The sequence below is a fragment of the Bradyrhizobium sp. ISRA464 genome (genome assembly GCF_029910095.1).
Taxonomy (GTDB): domain Bacteria; phylum Pseudomonadota; class Alphaproteobacteria; order Rhizobiales; family Xanthobacteraceae; genus Bradyrhizobium.
The window spans coordinates 326,960-346,386 of record NZ_CP094526.1 but is presented as its reverse complement, the minus strand read 5'-3'; the positions used below and the strand labels follow the sequence as shown (position 1 = coordinate 346,386).

Genomic DNA, 19,427 nt, shown 5'->3' with positions numbered 1-19,427 from the left:
CGGAAAAAGCTTGTCATCACCGTCTTTGCCGCCGCGGCGAATATGTCTTCATCTGCGAGACGGACGGCACATCCTTATCGGGCCGTTGCCGTCACACCGCTTTGATCCGCGCCGGATCGGATCAGGATGTCCGCCCCGACGGCATCGGCGATGAACCGATCGAGATCGAGCATGACATCGACGATGCTGTGATCGGCCGGATCCATCGTGACGGTGAACCCGAGCTCGCGGCACATGCCCAGCATCGTGGTGTTCTCGGTCAGCACCTGGCCGAACAGACGCTTCAGCCCCTCCGACCTTGCATAGTGGATCAGGAGTTGCATCAGCGCCCAGCCGAGCCCTTTGCCCTTGAGATCGGACTGCAGCAGGATGGCGTACTCGGCGTTCTCGTACAGCGAGTCCGAATGCAGCCGGACCGCACCCATCATCGCGCCGGTGTTCGGATCCAGCGCCACAAGGGCCATCGCGCGCGCATAATCGAGCTGAGTGAGACGCGCGATGAACGCATGTGAGAACTCCTTCATCGCGTGGAAGAAGCGCAGCCTGAGGTCTTCGGCGGTCACGCGCTTGAAGAAAGCCCGGACCATGGGTTCATCCTCCGGCCGCATCGGCCGCACCAGGACGCGCGACCCGTCCTTGAGCGCGAGCTCGCCCTCCCATTGCGACGGATAGGGCCGGACAGCCAGCCGGGTCTGACCGGCAAACAGTCGCGCAGGCTTGCGGATCGCCACGCGCGCATCGAGCGCGAACACTCCCGTCTCGTCCGCCAGCAACGGATTGATCTCGAGCTCGGCGACGTCGGGAATGTCGGCGGCCATCTGCGCGAGCTTGACGAGGGTGAGCGGCACGACGTCAGGCGGGACGGCGGGCACACCGCGATAGGCGCCGAGCAGCCGCGAGACCCGTGTCCGTCCGACCAGATCGCGGGCGAGATTCATGTCGAGCGGCGGCAGCGCCAGCGCCTTGTCGTTGATCACCTCGACCGCGGTGCCACCGCGACCGAACACGATCACCGGACCGAAGGTCGGATCGTCGGCGATGCCGAGAATCAGCTCGCGCGCCGCACGCCGCACGATCATCGGCTGGATCGTGAGACCCTGCAGCTTCGCGTCCGGCCGCGCGCTGCGCGCTCGCGCCAGCACAGTCGTGGCGGCCTCGACGACAGCTTCCTTCGTACGCAGGCCGAGGATGACCCCGCCAACATCGGACGTGTGCCTGATGTCGCGCGAGAACACCTTGACCGCGACCGCAAGTCCCTTGGCCAGGAACGGGGCTGCTTTCTTCGCTGCGTCCTCGGGGTCATGCGCGGCGACCGTTGGAACGATCGGAATGCCGTAGGCATCGAACAAGGCAACGATCTCGACCGGATCGAGCCAGGCCCGCTCCTCCGACAATGCTTTTGCGACGACTCGGCGCGCCGCCGAGGTGTCGGGCGTGAACACCGATGCAATGCTCGGCGGAGTTGCAGCAAGCGCCGTGGAAGCCTCGCGATATCGTACCAGATACATGAAGGCGCGCACCGCGTCGTCCTCGGTCGGGAAATGCGGGATGCGCGCGGCCTCGAAGGTTGCCCCGGTGCGATCATCGGCGCCGACCCACGCCGCAAGCACCAACGCGGCGACGGCACTTCTTTTTGCCCTGCGGTCGCGAACGCACTGCGCCACAGCCGCGGCAATTCCGTCGACCGGCGCCACCGCGGTTTCCACGTTCGCGACCAGGACGGCATCGCTGTTCGCGTCGTCGAGCAAGGCGCCGAGCGCGGACACGTAACGAGCGGCATCGGCGTCGCCCGAGATGTCGACAGGATTGGCGCGCGACCAGCCCGGCGGCAGGACCATGTCGAGCCGTGTGATCGTCTCCGCCGTCAACGTCGCGGGAACACCGCCGAGCTCGGCCAGCCGATCGATCGCGAGGATGCCGAGACCACCGCCATTAGTCAGGATCGCCAGACGGTTGCCGCGCGGCACAAAGCCGCGACCGAGCAGCTCGGCGCAATCAAACAGCTCGCGCAGGTCGTACACACGCAGCATACCGGCGCGGCGGAAGGCTGCATCATAGACGGCATCGGATCCGGCCAGCGCGCCGGTGTGGGTCGCGGCTGCTTTCGCGCCGTGCGCCATGCGCCCCGACTTGACGACGATGACCGGCTTCAACCGTGCCGCCGCGCGCGCCGCCGACATGAACTTGCGCGCGTCCTTGACGGCTTCGAGATAGATCAGGATCGCGCTGGTGTGGTCATCCAGCGCGAAATAGTCGAGCAGGTCGGCGACATCGACGTCGAGCTGGTCGCCGATCGAGACGATGCCGGAAAAGCCGAGCCGCCGCTCGGCCGCCCACTCGATCATCGCTGCTGCGACGGCGCCGGATTGCGAGATCAAGGCCACATGTCCTTCGGCTGGACGGTGCGCCGCAAAGCTCGCATTGAGCTTCGCGCGCGGCACCATGACGCCGAGGCAGTTGGGTCCGATCAGGCGCATCCCGCTCATGCGCGCCGTCCGCGCGACGGTCTCGGCGAGCGAGCCCCCGCCGTGACCGAGGCCCGCCGACAGGATCGCTGCGCCGGCGACGCCGACCGCGGCAGCATCCGCGATGATCGAGGGGATCGCCGCCGCTGGCGCCGTGACGACGATGAGATCCGGAACGAAGGAAAGCGACTTCAGATCGGGAAACGAGCGTTCGCCGTCGATGACGGCATGCCGCGGATTGACCATGGCGATCCCGCCGGCGAAGCCGCTTGCATTGAGGTTTCTGAGCACTGCCGCGCCCAGGGACGACGGGCGCGCGCTGCCCCCGACGACCGCGATATTTCGAGGCGAGAATACCCGCTCCAGGCCAAACGTCGACATTGCATGATCTCGCAGCGAACACGCGAAGGCGCCTGCCGCTTCGGACGCCCTCGGAGGAATTCTACTGCTTCGCTTCGCTGCCTGCACCCATCGCGGTCTCGGGGCCGGATGCCGGAACTCGGTTGCCTACCTAATGGAGGCCGAGCGCCTGCGCCAGGTTGAAGGTCAGGAAGCTCGCGACATAGGCCAGCGCGAGCATGTAGACGAACGTCACCACCATCCACTTCGCACTGCCGGTCTCGCGGCGGATCACCGCCAGCGTCGAGGCGCATTGCGGCGCGAAGATGTACCAGACCAGCAGCGACAACGCGGTCGCCAGCGTCCATTTCTGCGCCAGCACCTGGCCGATCGCATCCGCCGCCTCCTTGCCGCCCTCGATCGAATAGACGGTGCCGAGCGCTGCCACTGCGACCTCGCGCGCCGCCATGCCCGGGATCAGCGCCACCGCGATCTGCCAGTTGAAACCGATCGGCCGAAGCAGCGGCTCGAGCGCGTGGCCGATCATCGCCGCAAAGCTGTAATTGATCGCGGGCCCCTCGGCGCCGGCCGGTGCGGTCGGGAACGACGCCAGCAACCAGATCAGGACCATCATCGAGAGGATGGTGGTGCCGGCGCGATACAGGAACATCTTGGCGCGGGTGAACACGCCGATCGCGATGCTGCGCAGCTGCGGCACCTTGTAGTCGGGCAATTCCAGCATGAACGGCGCCGGCGCATGGTCGCGCCACAGAAAGAACTTCGCGACCGCCGACACCGTCAGCGCACTGGTGATGCCTGCGGCATAGAGGCCGAACATCACGAGCCCCTGCAAATTGACCCAACCCCACAGCGTCTTCGCCGGCACGAAGGCGGAGATGATCAGGGTGTAGACGGGAATCCGCGCCGAGCAGGTCATCAGCGGCGCAATCAGAATCGTGGTCAGCCGGTCGCGGCGATTGTCGATCACCCGGGTCGCCATGATGCCGGGAATGGCACAGGCAAAGCTAGACAGCAGCGGAATGAAGGCGCGGCCGTGCAGTCCGGCGCCACCCATGATGCGGTCCATCAGGAACGCGGCGCGCGCCATGTAGCCGAAATCTTCCAGCAGCAGGATGAACAGGAAGATGATCATGATCTGCGGCAGGAACACGATGACGCTGCCGACGCCGGAGATCAGGCCGTTCTGCAGGAAGCTCTGGAACAGACCCCAGCCTTCGGGCAGCACGTCGTGGATCAGTTGCCCGAGCGCGGCGAAGCTATCCGACAGCAACTGCATGGCCGGCTGGGCCCAAGTGAACACCGCCTGGAACATCACGAACAGGATCAGCGCCAGGATCATCAGGCCCCAGACCGGATGCAGCACGACGGCGTCGATCCGGTTGGTCAGGGTATCCGGCTTGGCCGGCAGGCTGACGCTCGCGCCGATGATGCGGTCCGCCTCGCGCTGCGCAGCCTTGAGGTCGGTGATCGTGGGCGCGGTCCATTGGCCGGCCGCGTGTGTCTCATGCGACCGGGCCAGGAACTCGTCGGTCCGCTTGAGCAGGTCGGCGATGCCGCCCTTGCGGACGGCGACCGAGGTCACGATCGGCAGGCCGAGCTCCTGCGACAGCCGCTCCAGATTGATATCGACGCCGCGGCGCTTGGCGATATCGATCATGTTGAGCACGAGGATCATCGGCCGGCCGATGCGCTTGAGCTCGAGCACCAGCCGCAGCGTCAGCCGAAGGTTGGTTGCATCAGCGACACAGAGCACGAGATCTGGCACCGCTTCGCCCTCGAAGCGCCCGAGCACGATGTCGCGGGTGATCTCCTCGTCCGGGCTGCGGCCGCGCAACGAGTAGGTGCCGGGCAAATCGAGCAGGGTGACGCTGCGGCCTTCCGGCGTGACGAAGCTGCCCGATTTGCGCTCGACGGTGACGCCGGGATAGTTGGCGACCTTCTGGCGGCTGCCGGTCAGGCTGTTGAACAGCGACGTCTTGCCGGTGTTCGGGGCCCCGACCAGCGCCAGGCGCAGGGATGCAGTTGTCATTCGACGATCACGGCCATGGCTTCGCTCCGGCGCAGTGCGATCGTGATGTTGTCGACGCGCACCGCGATCGGATCGCGCCGGATCGTGCCTTCGTGCAGGATTTCCACGCGCGCGCCTTCCACAAATCCCATCTCGACCAGGCGCTGCTCCAGCTCCTGCGGTGAGAGCGACGAGCCGGTCTGCGGGGCATCGAGCTTGATGATTTTGCCGACAAAACCGCGACCTGCACGTCCGAGCCGGATGTCGTGGGAGCTTTTGGGATCACGTGTCATATCGCGTGTCATGGGGCCTGTTTTTCAGCAGGTAGTTACAGGGTCAAGCATTTGCCCGCGACAGGTTTTAGAACCACTAAAAACTGCGTCCATACGCGTCGTCCCGGTCGATTCACCGCCGGGCCGCCGGCCACGGCTAACGGGGCCGTGAAGGGCTGCGCGCACCACCCGCCGTGCGACCTTGGCGGGGCGAGCGCGTCGCCCGCGACCGCCATCCGCGACCACCCCGGGCGATGCGAACGCAAATCGGCTACCAATTTGTCGATCCACGTCGATTTCCAGCCCCCGTACGCGGTCGCAGGGCGACAAACCGGCGCGGCTGCAACCGAGGGTCGGGTTTTGTCGTTCTCCCGCGCTAAGGTTTGCGTTAAGGTTCGCGCGGAGCCGGAGCGCCCTTGCAGACCGCACAACGCAATTCGCTGAGATTGTTGCAATGGATGATGGCCGCGTCGCTGGCCCTCCCGCTGGCATTGTTTGTTTTTGCTTCCGCGGTGACCTGGATCTCGACCGACGAGGCCGCCGACCGGGAGATCGAGCGCACGCTTGACGTCGCCCATGAGCACGCGCTCAAGGTGTTCGAGACCATCGACCGCAGCCTGTCCGAGACCGCCGAGATCATCCGCGGCATGTCCGATGCCGATATCGTCGCGCATCAGCAGGGTTTCCACCAGCGGCTGAGCCGGCTCGCCGATACGCTGCCCCAGGTGAAATCGGTCTGGGTGTTCGATGCCAGGGGCCATGCCCTGGTCAACAGCCTCGTCACCCCGCCCCCTGATATCGATTTCTCCGACCGGGATTACTTCCAGATGCATGCCGATGGCGACATCGGCACCTATATCGGCGAGGTACTGACGCCGCGGCTGCCCTACCAGGGATCTCGGTTCTTCAGCGTCAGCCGAGGCCGCAACAACGACGACGGCAGTTTTGCCGGCATCATCCAGGCCTCGGTCCTTCCCGAATATTTCGAGAACTTTTATGCGCGGATTGGCCGCGAGCCCGGCAGCTTCCTCGCGCTGATCCGGATCGATGGCACCGTGCTGGCCCACTTCCCCGCCGTCCACCACGATTTCAGGTACGAGCCGAACGGGCCGCTCGGGCAGCACATCGTCGCCCACCCGCTCTCCGGCACCATGACGATAAAGTCTCCGGCCGACGGCATCGAGCGGCGTCTTCGCTATCAACGGCTTGCCGAATACCCGGTCTATGTCAGCGCGGGTCTGGAGACCTCGGCGATCCGGGCGCGCTGGATCGCGACCATGGCCCCGCATCTGATCTTCGGCGTACCGGCCACTGCACTGCTGTTCGCCCTGCTCGGCCTCGCCTTGCGGCGAACGCGGCGCCTGTACGAGGAGGCCAACCGGCGCATCGAGGCCGAGGAGGCGCTGCGGCACAGTCAGCGGCTGGAGGCGCTGGGGCAGCTCACCGGCGGCGTCGCGCACGACTTCAACAATCTGCTGACCGTCATCCGTGGATCGGTCGACATGTTGCGACGGCCGGATCTGCCGGAGCCACGGCGACAGCGCTACATCGATGCGATCTCCAACACCGTGAACCGCGCCGCCAGACTGACCAGCCAGTTGCTCGCCTTCGCGCGCCGACAAGCCCTCAAGCCCGAGATGTTCGACGTCGGCCAGAGCGTGCGGACCCTCAGCGAGATGGTCGCGGCACTGATCGGGCCGCGTATCGAGATCGTCACACAGGTGCCGGACGAGCCCAATTTCGTCAACGCCGATCCCGGCCAGTTCGAGACCGCGATCATCAACATGGCCGTGAACGCGCGCGACGCCATGAATGGCGCCGGCCGGCTCACGATCACGGTCCGGCAGGCGGACAAATTGCCATCTGCCCCGACGAATCCGGCCAGTCCGTATGGCCATGTCGCAGTGGCGGTCGCCGACACCGGCGTCGGGATTCCGCAGGACCGGCTGGAACGGATTTTCGAACCCTTTTTCACCACCAAGGAGATCGGCCAGGGCACCGGCCTCGGCCTGTCGCAGGTGTTCGGCTTCGCCAAGCAATCCGGCGGCGAGGTGGACGTTGTCAGCGAGGTCGGCAAGGGCTCCACGTTTACGCTCTACCTGCCGCGCGTGACCGGCAACGGCTCCCCGCAAGCGCTGCTCGCTGACGATGCACCGCCGGCCGGTCGGGACGGCACCTCGGTGCTGGTGGTCGAGGACAATCCCGAGGTCGGAAAGTTTGCCGCCGACGCGCTGGCCCAACTCGGCTGCAGCGCCGTGCTGGTCGACAACGCCGTCCACGCGCTGGAGGAACTCGCGGCCGGCGCGAGCCGCTTCGACATGGTGTTCACCGACGTCGTGATGCCCGGCATGAGCGGCATCGAACTCGCGAAAGAAATCCGCCGACTGGGGCTCAATCTGCCGATCGTGCTCGCCAGCGGCTACAGCCAAGTGCTGTCGCAGCAAGGCAGCTCCGGCTTCGAGCTGCTGCAAAAGCCCTACTCGATCGAGCAGCTCAGGCAGATGCTGCACAAGATCGGACGAACGCTGACGGTCCGGCGCGATCAGGCGCCTGCATCGTCGTGAGGGGTTTGCAAGGCCGGGACGACAGCGCGTGTGTTGCATGGCTTGTGAGTCATACGTCCACCTTCTCGCGACATGATTTGTCCGAGTCTTGCATCTCGTCGTCCCTCCTGAAGACCAGAGGGCGCAGGGAAAGCCGGGTGCCGATCGCACCCATGGGCCCGGTGCAACAAAAAAAGCACCGGGGGTAGGACCACAGGTGAAACCGGAAAACACGCCGGCTTTCCCTGCACGATGGTTTACGGCTTACTTCGTGCTCTCCCCGGCGAGACTTGGCTTTTTTGTCACCGTCTTCGCAAAGACGCGTTCGCGTGCTTAGCGAGGAGACACCTGCCACTGGGGCGTCAGAACCACACGACTTCACCGTCCGCTTCATGCGCACTCGTCAGTTGCGCAATCCGCGTCCACCGCATCCCACACCACGTTCGTGACGATCGCGATCCGCCCCTCGTGTCGGGTGAGACGGCGCGGATGATAGACTGAGTTGCATTTCTGTAAAACAGAAATATTTTCGATGCGGGGACTTGCGCCGTCGGGCAAATCAGTGATTGGCATGTCAGGAAGGCACCGGCAGGCGGGTTCCCTCCCCCCTTGCGGGGGAGGGAGCCTGAGCCACGCGCTCACCTCACCGTCACTCCGGGCGACACGTAGCGTCGAGCCCCCGAATGACAGGTGAATCGGCACAACGCTGGTGTCAACTCCCCCATGCACGCTGTTTCTCTTCCATCCGGCTCCGTCAAGCGAAGCGGCCGTTGGAGTCGCGACCAAAACCGGCTATCCATGCGCCGCTTTTGACGAGGGCCACGCGTGATCCCCAGCAACGATACTTCGCCCGCGCCGTTCGGCGCCTTCGCGCCAAATGCGGCGCAGGCTGCGATCATCCGCCTGGCGCATGGCACCGGACTGAAACGCGGCGCGTTCCGCCCCTGGCTGTCGCGGCTGGTCAATCTGTTCGGTTCGGGGCCGCTCGACGTGCCGTATCAGGGCGCATCGTTCCGATTCTATCACCAAGCAAGCGCGACCGAGCGCGGCGCATTGTTCAATCCGGACTACAACCTTGAAGAACTCGAATTCCTGCGCCGGCATGTCGGTGCGGGCGGCACCTTCGTCGATCTCGGCGCCAATGTCGGCACCTACGCGCTGGCGCTGGCGCGCGACGTCGGGCCTGCGGGCAAGGTGATCGCGATCGAGCCGCATCCGGTGACGCATGCGCGGCTCAAATTCAACACGCAGGCCTCGGGCTACGCGCAGGTGCGGCTGGTTGCGGCCGCCGCCGGTCCGACCGACGGCGAGCTGATGATCGAGACCGACGGCGACAATCTCGGTGCCAGCCACATCGTGACCGGCACCCCATCGGGCAAGGCATTCAAGGTGCCGTCGCTGCGGCTGCAACGCATTCTCGAGGAGGCCGGCGCGACCAGGGTCGACGCGCTCAAGATCGACGTCGAAGGTTTCGAGGACCGCGTGCTCATCGGCTTCTTCCGGGAAGCCCCGGAGGCGCTGTGGCCGCGCGCCGTGGTGATCGAGCATCTGTCGAAGGATGAATGGACCAGCGACTGCGTTGCGGACATGCTCGCACGCGGTTACGTCGAACAGGGCCGGACGCGGAGCAACACGCTGCTGGTGCGGAGCTGAGATTGCCCGCGGCCGAGGTCGGCCCGCTCCGGACGACAGACTTGTCTTCTCCTTCCCCCTGAAAGGGAGAAGGTTGGGATGGGGGTCTGCCGCAGGGAACGGTGTCTGCGGAGAGAGCAGATCCCCACCAGCTTTGCTCTCACGAGCAAAGCGACCTCCCCTTTCCAAGGGGAGGTGAAGCAAGAACGAGGATGCAATTGCACCACAACAAGGGGAGGCTCGCGATGATCGACCATATCGGCTTTTCAGTATCCGATTATGAGCGCGCGAAGGCGTTCTATCAAACCGCGCTGGCGCCGCTCGGCTACAGCCTGATCATGGAAGTGACGGCGGAGCAGACCGTTCACGATGCCGCGGCCGGCTTCGGCGCCGACGGCAAGCCGGATTTCTGGATCGGCGGCGAAGGCGCGATGAACAAGCCGGTGCATATCGCGATATCGGCCAAGGATCGCGCCACCGTCGATGCGTTCTACCAGGCTGCGATGTCGGCCGGCGGCACGGACAACGGCCCACCCGGCATTCGCGCGCATTATCACCCCAACTATTACGGCGCCTTCGTGCGTGACCCCGACGGGCACAACATCGAGGCGGTCTGTCATATGCCGGAGTGAGTTCCCCGCACGAATCAGGAACGACGCTGCAAGCCGTCCGTTGTCGCTTCGACATGCATGGAGCGATTGATGACTACGAGCCGACCGGGCACCCTCGATCCCCGCAAGCTCTCGACGTCGACGCCGATCGAACCGCCGGAGGTCCCGCCGACGACGCCGGGCACGCCGAGCGAACCGCCGCCGGGAATCCCTCCCGGCACCCCTCGCCCGGAAGTGCCGGAGCCGGTGCATGAGCCCGGCGAGCCGCCGCGGCCGGACGAACTTCCCGGTGATATGCCTGATGAATTGCCGATCCCCACGCCGCCCGGCCCGACCAGCCCACCGCCTGCGACAGATCGACCGGCAGCGCCGCGCAGCGTCAGCCCGACCAGGTTCCGTTGCGGATATTCATACGTCTGAGCGTTTCTTCTGAATGCGCCATGAACAAGCGCGCATGCAACCCATTATGATGTCGAAATAAAATTCGACTCTGATTCGTCGCCCGCCACAATCCGGCCTAACGGCTGGCCGTTCATCGTCCCGCCGAATTGTTCGGCTCTCTCGTTTCCTTCCTGCCCAGACCTTTCGCCGGGGATTCCACTACATGACAAAGCTTCGTCTCGTGCTGCTTGCCACGACTGCGCTGACGGTGATGCAGTTCGCTGCCTCAGCGTCGCACGCACAAACCTCGCCGCTGGTCGTCGCGCAGGCGCAACCGAGGGAAGAGGTCGGACCGGACGGAAAGCCTAAGGCGCGCCCCACACCGGGCGGCCCGGCGCATCCGGCACCGCCGGCCGGCGCACCGCGTCCGGCACAGCCTCCGGCAGCGGCTCCGCATCCCGCGCCGCCCCCGCCCGCGGCCCCCGCGCGACCGACGCCGCCGCCTGCCGCCGCGCCGGCACGTCCGACACCGCCGGCACCTCCGGTCGCTCGGCCTGCACCGCCCGCGCCCACGCACCCCACGCCGCCCGCGCCCGCACACCCCACTCCGCCGGCAGCCGCCCCGGCACGGCCGGCTCCGACCCCGCCGCCTGCGGCCGCACATCCCACCCCACCAGCGCCGCCCGCTGCTGCACCTACGCGGCCGTCTCCGACACCGCCGCCGGCAGCGGCGCCTGCGCGCCCGACCCCGCCAGCGCCGGCTCCGACGCCGCCGCCCGCGGCCGGTCCGGCGCACGCGCCGAGCCCGGCGCCAAGCGCGACTCCTGGCGCGCGGCCCGGTGCATTGCCGACGTCACCGCCCGCCGCGCAGACGCCGGCAGCTCCGGCCCCCGGCGCGCGCCCGCAGGGCGCACCTCCGGCCGGTGCAAGGCCGGCCCCGGGCACACCGCCCGCCGCAGCCGCGCCTGCGCCCACACCTTCGGCCACGACACCGCCTACTGCCGGCGGACAGCCTCCGGCGCGTCCGGGCACCCTGCCCACGCAGCCTCCGGCCGCGGCCGGTGCGACGCCGCCCGCGCGTCCCGGTGCATTGCCGACGGCACCGGCCAGCCCGCAGGCCGGCGGCCCGGCCCGGCCGCCGCTTCCGGCGGGTGCCGCGGCCCCGACTGTCGTCCCAGGTTCTCCGGCCGCAGCGCCGCCGCCCGGCCGGGCGCAATACGCCCCGCCGACGGTTGCGCCAGCCTTCCGGGCCGCGCCTGCGGTTGCGGCTCCGCTACCGCCACCACCAGCACCGCCGCGGCGTGACCTGACGCCACTCGCCATCGGCGCAGGCGTGGTGGCCGGTGCGGTGATCGGCGCGACCATCGCCGACCTCCACAATCAGCGGCAGGAGGTCGTCGAAGGCGGCCGCACGATCTACACCGAGCCCGACCGCATCATCATCCGCGATCCGAGCGGGCAGGAGTACGTGCGCGGCAACGATCTGTATCGCTTCCGCTACGGCGCCCGCGACATCCGCACTGAGACCGTCGGCGGCGAAACCCGCACCGTCGTGATCCGTCCCGACGGCAGCGAGATCATCACCGTGGTCGGTCCGGACGGTCAGCTGCTGCGGCGAATCCGCAGGGATCCCCGCGGGCGTGAGCTCGTGATCATCGACAACACCTACCGCGATCCGCAGGCGGTCGGCGGCTTCTATGTCGACGCGCCGCCGCCGGTGGTCAGCATTCCCTATGACCGCTACATCGTCAGCGCGGAGGATGCGTCGCCCGACGTGATCTACGAGACCATGGAAGCGCCGCCGGTGGACCGGATCCAGCGACGTTATTCGCTCGACGAGATCCGCTACAGCCCGAACGTGCGCATGTTGATGCCGTCGATCGACATCAACACCATCAACTTCGACACCGGATCCTGGGCGATCCCGCCGGATCAGGCTGCGAAGCTGCAGGTGATTGCCGACGGCCTCAACCGGGCGATCCAGCGCAACCCGCGCGAGGTGTTCCTGATCGAGGGCCACACCGACGCGGTCGGCAACGACGTCGACAATCTGTCGCTGTCGGATCGCCGCGCTCAGGCCGCGGCCGAATTGCTGACCCAGCAGTTCGGCGTGCCGGCGGAGAACCTGACGTCGCAGGGCTACGGCAAGCAGTATCTGAAGGAGCAGACTGACGGACCGAGCCGCATCAACCGGCGCGTCACCGTCCGCCGCATCACCCCGCTGCTCAACGGCGATCAAGCGGCCGCGGCACCGCCGCGCTGAGCCGACGGTTAAGCGCAACAAAGCGAAATGGCCGGGAGCGATCCCGGCCATTTTTTGTTTGATGCTCGCGCGCAGACGTTTGCTCGACAGGCAATCGGCTTTCCTTACCTCGCCCCGCGTGCGGGGAGACGCATAGGCCGCCTTCGGCGGCCGTCACTAGAGAACGCCGAAGCTGAGCTTCGGCTATGTCGCATCGTAGATGCGATCCGGGGAAGGGGACTATCCGCGAGTCCTTATCTCACCATATTCGCGGAGACAGCCCCTCACCCCCACCCTCTCCCCGCAAGAGCGGGGCGAGGGAGCGCAGCACCGATGCGGCCCCTCACCGCGCCACCTGCTGCGGATCGTAGAAGAAGCGCTCCTCGATCAGTTCGTCGCCGCGCCAGGTCTGCCAGGCGACCTCTTCCATGCTGCGGACCTTGCCGTCCTTGCCGGTGAACTCGAACCGCCAGCAGATCGCGGAGTGATCGCCGTCGATCAGCAGCGGCCCGAGCCGCGTGGTCTTGACGCCGGCGACCTGCGCCAGCACCGCGGCCTCGCGCGCCGCCAGCGCCTCGCGGCCGACGCGCCATTCGCCGTCATTCTCCTGCGTGCGGGCATCGGCGGCGTAGAAGTTCGTGATGGCGCCGACATGATCGTTGGATTCCACCGTATCGGCGAAGGCCTGCAAGGTCTTGAGTGAAGGCATGAGGGATCTCCCTGTTTGTCGGGGCATGGTCGCCGCGCAAACGCTTCGCGCCTGTCGCGAAGGAAGACCGGTTCGCGGCCTCCGGACCACGCGAATTACCGACTAATGGTCGGTATTTACTGACTGATAGTCGGTAAGTCAATTGGCTTGTTTCTGGAACTGCGCTAGACAAAGAGCATGGCAACCCAGGCCGAACGGCGCGAGAAAACCAGGGCTTCGATCGTCAAGGCGGCGCGGCGCATCTTCGGCGAGCGCGGCTTTACGGCGACGACGATGGAAGACATCGCCGCCGGCGCGCGCGTCGCCAAGGGCGCGGTCTATCATCACTTCGCGACCAAGGAGGCGGTGTTCGAGGCGGTGTTCGAGCAGGTCTCGGTCGATCTCGTCGCCGATCTCGACCGCATCTCGCACGCCGAGAACGATCCGCTCGCCGCGATGGCGGCCGGCACGCAAGGGTATTTCGCGGCGTGCTCCAAGGGCCCGACCGGCCAGATCATCCTGCGTGATGGCCCCGCCGTGCTCGGCTGGGAGCGCTGGCGCGAGATCGACGCCAAGCATTTCGGCGGCAAGTTTCCGCACGCGCTGACTGCTGCGATGGAGGCCGGCGTGATCGCCAAGCAGCCGATCGAGCCGCTGGCGCGGCTGCTGCTCGGGGCGGTGACGGAGGCCGCGGTTGCCGTCTCCGCCGGCCCCGACATCGGCAAGGCCGGCACCGACTACGCGCGCGCGTTCCGTTCGCTGCTGGATGCGCTGCGGGTGAAGTAGCCGAACTCTCTGCTGTCGTCCCTGCGAAGGCAGGGACGACTGAGAGCTTGTGTCCGCCGCCTTAGCCCTTGTCGCTTTCGAGCTGGAAGATCTGCGAGCCCTCGCCGCTCGAGAGCAGGCCGGTCTTGCCGTAGAGCCCGAGCTTGGCGCGGGTGTCGGCGATATCGAGGTTGCGCATCGTAAGCTGGCCGATGCGGTCGGCCGGCGTGAACGGAGCGTCCTCGACCTTCTCCATGCTGAGCCGCTCCGGCGCATAGGTCAGGTTCGGGCTCTCGGTGTTTGATATCGAGTAGTCGTTGCCGCGGCGCAGCTCGAGCGTCACCTCGCCGGTGACGGCGCGCGCCACCCAGCGCTGCGCGGTCTCGCGCAGCATCAAGGCCTGCGAATCGAACCAGCGGCCCTGATAGAGCAGGCGACCGAGGCGAAGACCGCTGATGCGATACTGCTCGATCGTATCCTCGTTGTGGATGCCGGTGACCAGCCGCTCATAGGCGATGTGCAGCAGCGCCATGCCGGGCGCCTCGTAGATGCCGCGGCTCTTCGCCTCGATGATGCGGTTCTCGATCTGGTCGCTCATGCCGAGACCGTGGCGGCCGCCGATCGCGTTGGCCTCGAGGAACAGTGCGACCGGATCGGCGAAGGTCTTGCCGTTCAGCGCGACCGGCTGGCCCTCCTCGAAGCGCACGACGACCGTCTCGGGCTTGACGTCGCAATCGGCCCGCCAGAACGGCACGCCCATGATCGGATTGACGATGGTGATGCCGCTGTCGAGCTGCTCGAGATCCTTCGCCTCATGCGTTGCGCCGAGCAGATTGCTGTCGGTCGAGTACGCCTTCTCGGCGCTCATCTTGTAGGCGAAGCCGTGCGCGGTCATGAACGCCGACATCTCGGCGCGGCCGCCGAGCTCGTCGATGAACTGCTGGTCAAGCCAGGGCTTGTAGATCCGCAGGCTCGGATTGGTCAAAAGGCCGTAACGATAGAAGCGCTCGATGTCGTTGCCCTTGAAGGTCGAACCGTCGCCCCAGATGTTGACGCCATCCTCCTGCATGGCGGCGACCAGCATCGTGCCGGTCACGGCGCGGCCGAGCGGGGTGGTGTTGAAATAGGTGATGCCGCCGGTCGAGATGTGGAAGGCGCCCGACTGGATCGCGGCAATGCCCTCATGGACCAGTTGCGTGCGGCAATCGACCAGGCGCGCCTTCTCGGCACCGAAGTCCATCGCCTTGCGCGGGATCGCGTCGTAATCGGCCTCGTCGGGCTGGCCGAGATTGGCGGTATAGGCGAAGACGCGGGCGCCCTTCTGCTTCATCCAGAGCAGCGCCGCGCTGGTGTCGAGCCCGCCCGAGAACGCGATGCCGACTTTCTCTCCCTTGGGCAGGCTTTTCAGAATCGTACTCATGGAACGGTCCAATCGGTCGAAATCAGGGGTGTTTGGAGCTGGCGAATATCAAATTTCGGAAGGCTGGGCACGCCTTTAATCGCGGCTTTCGCGGCCGCGCCAGCGCTGCATCAGCCGGTGGCCGGGCATGGCCAGCCGCGTCAGCGCCGCATCGACCTGTTCGTCGGTCAGGCGAGTGGCGGCCCAGCGGTAGATCAGGGCATAGAACAGCCAGATCACCAGGAAGGACACAAGGCCCGCGATCGCCACGTCGGTGAAGAAATGGCCGCCAAAGGCCATCCTGAGCACGCTGGTGACCACGCCGAACACGGTGGCTCCGACATAGGCGAGCGGCCGCCAAGCGGCCGGCGCCAGCGCCGCCGGCGCATAGGTCCAGAACGCGGTCGCGCCCTCGCCGGAGAAGAACGAGCAGTTGCGGGCGCAAGCGCCGCGCGGATCCCACCACGCGACAAAGGGAAGCTCGCCGCCGAACTGGGCGACCGCCACCGGGCGCGGCCGCCCCCAATAGCTCTTGAAGGTGAGGTTGGTGAGCACGCCGGCGGAGAGCAGCATCGTGGTGAGCAGGAAGACCGCCGCGCGGGGCGATATCAGCATTGGCTGGTCCGGCCGGATGAATTTTGCCACGATCGCCACGATCGCCGGCAGCACCAGCGCCCAGGCGATCCACATCGCCGCATCGCGTGCGAACGCCGCGAGCCCGTCTGCCTTTAGCGGGAACGCCTTATGCGCGCTGTCGTAGAACAGCGCCGCCAGCTTCAGGTCGAGCTCAGGATAGATCCCGAACAAGAGGCCGATGACGAGCGCAAGCCCGAGCGCGATGACAAGTCCGGTCCGGTTCATGGCGCGCGGTTTAGCCGAGGCGGATGAGGTAGCGCAATCATTTCAAGTAGGTGCGAAGGGCATTTGCCGCCGTGTCAAACAAGGCATCGACACCTTGATTTTCATCGAAGTCAAATTGGTGCGGAGTATTGAGGGCTACGGCACCATTCTCGTTCTGCGTCCGTAAGACGTTCGGCACCAAGTGATCCAGGAGTTGGCGCGTCGCTTTCGGGAAGGTCGAGTCAACGGCCGGCAGACGGGCGAGAATTTGCTTCTCGAGCTCCGACAGGGACAGTTTGCCCGACTTCGCGTTCAGCACGCTTTCGAGAATTTCAGCCGCTACCCTCCGATTCGAATCCATGTTGAATGAGCTCCGGACGTGGGTCACGGCTGCGGCGGCGTTTGCGACGGCAGCGGCGGCGGCGGCAAGGGACGCGACGGCTCGCGCCAGGCGCCGGCGGTGCGGCCGGCGATCAGCCAATAGACCAGGCCCGCGACGATGCCGGCGCCGGTCATGATCTCCATGTGCCGCTGCACGATGCCATGGAATTGCATAGTGTCGGGATCGAACGGCACCAGGCCGAGATAACAGGCCGCGCCGACCAGCGCGCCGCCCACGGCATAGGCCAACACGCTCCTGACGTAGAAGGCCTCGGTGATCAGCACGATGATCAGCGCCGGCAGCAGCGCAAAACCGGAAATGAAGATGAAGCCAAAGCCGAGCACGATATTGATCGCGCTCTGGTCGATCTGCGCGCCGAAATCGCTGATCTCGGGATAGAGCACCGCGCCGACCACGATGATGCCGGCGGCAAGGCAAGCCACCAGGAATGCGAAGGCGACGACGAACAGGCGGCCGATCAGGGCCATCTCAACCCTCCATCGTCATTGCGAGCCAACGGGTCGCGCGAACGCGCGCCCGATGACAGGCTCCGCGAAGCAATCCATCGCACAGCTTGCCGAGACATGGATTGCTTCGTCGCTTCGCTCCTCGCAATAACGAATTGCATGGAGGACACGCTCAATCCGTCATTGCCATCGCGCGCAGCGCCTGGCGCTCGCGCGCCGAGAGCTTTTCGGTTTCCGACTTGAGCTGGCCGCAGGCGGCGAGGATGTCGCGGCCGCGCGGCGTGCGCACCGGCGAGGAATAGCCGGCGTTGAAGATGAATTCGGAGAATTTCTCGATCTGCTCCCAGTCCGAGCATTCGTAGGCCGTGCCCGGCCACGGGTTGAACGGAATGAGATTGATCTTCGCCGGAATGCCCTTGAGCAGCTTCACCAATAGCCTCGCGTCATCGAGCGAATCGTTGACGCCCTTGAGCATCACATATTCGAAGGTGATGCGCCGCGCGTTCGACGCGCCGGGATAGTCGCGGCAGGCCTGCAGCAATTCTTGAATCGGATATTTGCGATTGAGCGGTACCAGCTCGTTGCGCAGCTCATCGCGCACCGCATGCAGCGAGATCGCGAGCATCACGCCGATCTCCTCGCCGGTGCGCTTGATGTTCGGCACCACGCCCGAGGTCGACAGAGTGATGCGGCGGCGGGAAATGCCGATGCCTTCATTGTCGGCGACGATCAGCAGCGCGTCGCGCACCGCGTCGAAATTATAGAGCGGCTCGCCCATGCCCATCATCACGATGTTGGTGACGAGGCGCGAGCCGTTCTCGCGATCGGCCCAATCGTTCAACCGGTCGCGCGCCACCATCACCTGGCCGACGATCTCGCCGGCGGTGAGGTTGCGCACCAGCCGCTGCGTGCCGGTGTGGCAGAACGCGCAGTTCAACGTGCAGCCGACCTGCGAGGAGACGCACAGCGTGCCGCGATCGGTCTCCGGGATGTAGACACACTCGACCTCATGCGGCTTCTCGAGCTTGTCGCCGCTCGGCAGCCTGAGCAGCCATTTGCGCGTGCCGTCATTGGAGATCTGCTCGGCGACGACCTCGGGACGGTCGACGGTAAAATGCTTCTCAAGCTCGGCGCGCATGTCCTTCGAGACGTTGGTCATCTCGGCGAAGTTCCTGGCGCCGCGGAAATACATCCAGTGCCAAAGCTGCTGCGTGCGCATCCTGCGCTGCGACGGCGGAACTCCGACCTCACCGAGGCGATCAGCGATCTCGGCACGCGACAACCCGATCAGCGACGGCTTGGCCGGCGGCACATAGGTTTCGAGCGGAACCTTTTCGACCAGCGTATTGGCCGTGGCATGTTGAACGATCGATTGTGCGGTCATCGCGTGTCTGTGCTTGTGGGATTTCCGATCCTCACCCTTAAGGAGCGGCGCCTCCGCCGCGTCTCGAAGAATGAGGCCATCGGCCGGGCCGCATGGCTTGAGATGGCCCTGATGCCTTCTCACCCATGAGGGGAACCAACCCTCAAATAGGCCTTCTGCGGCCGATAAACAACGCTGATTCGGACTCTGGCGGCCTAGAGTTTCGGTTCTGATTGGATCAGAACCGAGGCTCTAGGTTTTTGTTTTGACGCGTCTTCTTCACGCGAACCGGTGTCCACTTCGCTCGAAAACGCTCTAGCGCCGGCAGTCGTGCGCCAGCCGGTCGAGCGCCTGCGACAGGCCCTTCAGCGAGAACGTATCGGTGGTCTCGGTGCCCTTGGCCGAGACAGCCTTCACCGTCGCCTCACCCGATTTGCGCATGGCTTCTACCATCCGCTCCTCCTCGGCCGCGTTCTTGATCCAGAGGCCGTCACCCTGCGTGTACATCGCGTAGGTCCCGCCGCCGACCTGGAGCGTCGATTCGGAGCCCGGCTTCAGCGTGTAACCGATCATGACCGAGACTTCGTTGACGACCTTTTCCGCCGGACGGGTCGAGACGAAGGCATAGGCCGGATCGCGCGGCCTGTTCGGCGGATTGGTCTTCGACGACGACGGCTTGGCGAGCGCGAAGCAGACCTTCTTGCCGTTCGGCGAAGCCGTGTAGGCACCCCAGGTGCCGTATTGGCCGATCAGCGTCGGCTCCGCACCGCCGGCCGCAGCCGCGGCAGGCGACGCGGGCTTGGCTGCTTCCTTCTTCGGCGCAGTTTGTTTCGGCGCAGCGTGCGCCGGTGCAAGCGAGATGATCCCGCACACCAGACTACCCGCAACCAGCGATGTCAGTATTTGCCGCACGGCCAACTGGTTCCCCCATCATTGTGACTGGAAGATGGCTCGGCGATTCCCCTCCGCCGGCTCGGATGGATAACCGGGAAACGTCTTCTTGGGAAGG

At 65.9% G+C, this 19,427-nt stretch carries 16 protein-coding genes; 6 read left to right on the top strand and 10 right to left on the bottom strand.

Annotated elements, in window-relative coordinates:
- Window positions 1-74: 74 nt before the first annotated feature.
- The 3 genes from MTX19_RS01655 to MTX19_RS01645 all read right to left on the bottom strand — a co-directional run bounded on the left by MTX19_RS01655 (window position 75) and on the right by MTX19_RS01645 (window position 5,126).
- The gene (locus MTX19_RS01655; protein WP_280985806.1) at window positions 75-2,846 is read right to left on the bottom strand and encodes a bifunctional acetate--CoA ligase family protein/GNAT family N-acetyltransferase; all 2,772 of its coding nucleotides are present in this window, start codon (window positions 2,844-2,846) and stop codon (window positions 75-77) included.
- A gap of 130 nt (window positions 2,847-2,976) precedes the next feature.
- On the bottom strand, window positions 2,977-4,854 hold the full coding sequence (locus tag MTX19_RS01650; RefSeq protein ID WP_280982172.1) for a ferrous iron transporter B: 1,878 nt from the start codon (window positions 4,852-4,854) through the stop codon (window positions 2,977-2,979).
- Window positions 4,851-5,126 (bottom strand): FeoA family protein, encoded by a 276-nt coding sequence (locus tag MTX19_RS01645; RefSeq protein WP_280982171.1) that lies wholly within the window; start codon window positions 5,124-5,126, stop codon window positions 4,851-4,853. The genes MTX19_RS01650 and MTX19_RS01645 overlap by 4 nt, the downstream gene beginning before the upstream one ends.
- Before the next feature lie 395 nt (window positions 5,127-5,521).
- Between MTX19_RS01645 and MTX19_RS01640 the strand changes: the two genes are divergently transcribed.
- From MTX19_RS01640 to MTX19_RS01620, 5 genes are all read left to right on the top strand, one after another.
- Entirely contained in the window at window positions 5,522-7,669 is a 2,148-nt protein-coding gene (locus tag MTX19_RS01640; protein ID WP_280982170.1) for a hybrid sensor histidine kinase/response regulator, read from the top strand.
- Window positions 7,670-8,473: 804 nt separating this feature from the next.
- Window positions 8,474-9,301 (top strand): FkbM family methyltransferase, encoded by an 828-nt coding sequence (locus MTX19_RS01635; protein WP_280982169.1) that lies wholly within the window; start codon window positions 8,474-8,476, stop codon window positions 9,299-9,301.
- A 224-nt stretch (window positions 9,302-9,525) separates the two neighbouring features.
- Complete coding sequence (locus tag MTX19_RS01630) at window positions 9,526-9,912, top strand: VOC family protein (RefSeq protein WP_280982168.1); 387 nt, start codon at window positions 9,526-9,528, stop codon at window positions 9,910-9,912.
- A 69-nt stretch (window positions 9,913-9,981) separates the two neighbouring features.
- Window positions 9,982-10,311, top strand: a complete 330-nt coding sequence (locus tag MTX19_RS01625) for a hypothetical protein (RefSeq protein WP_280982167.1) — start codon at window positions 9,982-9,984, stop codon at window positions 10,309-10,311.
- Window positions 10,312-10,495: 184 nt separating this feature from the next.
- Window positions 10,496-12,535 (top strand): OmpA family protein, encoded by a 2,040-nt coding sequence (locus MTX19_RS01620; RefSeq protein WP_280985805.1) that lies wholly within the window; start codon window positions 10,496-10,498, stop codon window positions 12,533-12,535.
- 322 nt (window positions 12,536-12,857) lie between these two features.
- On the opposite strand, the gene MTX19_RS01615 is transcribed toward MTX19_RS01620, so the two are convergent.
- Window positions 12,858-13,223, bottom strand: a complete 366-nt coding sequence (locus tag MTX19_RS01615) for a nuclear transport factor 2 family protein (RefSeq protein WP_280982165.1) — start codon at window positions 13,221-13,223, stop codon at window positions 12,858-12,860.
- A gap of 177 nt (window positions 13,224-13,400) precedes the next feature.
- On the opposite strand from MTX19_RS01615, the gene MTX19_RS01610 reads away from it, so the two are divergent.
- A complete protein-coding gene (locus MTX19_RS01610; RefSeq protein ID WP_280982164.1) occupies window positions 13,401-13,988 on the top strand; it encodes a TetR/AcrR family transcriptional regulator in 588 nt (195 codons plus the stop codon).
- Window positions 13,989-14,049: 61 nt separating this feature from the next.
- Here the strand turns inward: MTX19_RS01610 and argG are convergent, their stop codons facing one another.
- The 6 genes from argG to MTX19_RS01580 all read right to left on the bottom strand — a co-directional run bounded on the left by argG (window position 14,050) and on the right by MTX19_RS01580 (window position 19,336).
- Entirely contained in the window at window positions 14,050-15,387 is a 1,338-nt protein-coding gene (argG, locus tag MTX19_RS01605; RefSeq protein WP_280982163.1) for an argininosuccinate synthase, read from the bottom strand.
- 75 nt (window positions 15,388-15,462) lie between these two features.
- Window positions 15,463-16,227 (bottom strand): phosphatase PAP2 family protein, encoded by a 765-nt coding sequence (locus tag MTX19_RS01600; protein ID WP_280982162.1) that lies wholly within the window; start codon window positions 16,225-16,227, stop codon window positions 15,463-15,465.
- A gap of 37 nt (window positions 16,228-16,264) precedes the next feature.
- Window positions 16,265-16,567: a hypothetical protein gene (locus MTX19_RS01595; protein ID WP_280982161.1), complete on the bottom strand. Its 303-nt coding sequence runs from the start codon at window positions 16,565-16,567 to the stop codon at window positions 16,265-16,267.
- Window positions 16,568-16,590: 23 nt separating this feature from the next.
- Window positions 16,591-17,076, bottom strand: a complete 486-nt coding sequence (locus MTX19_RS01590; protein ID WP_280974887.1) for a hypothetical protein — start codon at window positions 17,074-17,076, stop codon at window positions 16,591-16,593.
- Window positions 17,077-17,227: 151 nt separating this feature from the next.
- On the bottom strand, window positions 17,228-18,439 hold the full coding sequence (gene rlmN / locus MTX19_RS01585) for a 23S rRNA (adenine(2503)-C(2))-methyltransferase RlmN (protein ID WP_280982160.1): 1,212 nt from the start codon (window positions 18,437-18,439) through the stop codon (window positions 17,228-17,230).
- Between the two features lie 294 nt (window positions 18,440-18,733).
- Window positions 18,734-19,336 (bottom strand): invasion associated locus B family protein, encoded by a 603-nt coding sequence (locus MTX19_RS01580; RefSeq protein ID WP_280982159.1) that lies wholly within the window; start codon window positions 19,334-19,336, stop codon window positions 18,734-18,736.
- Window positions 19,337-19,427: the final 91 nt, after the last annotated feature.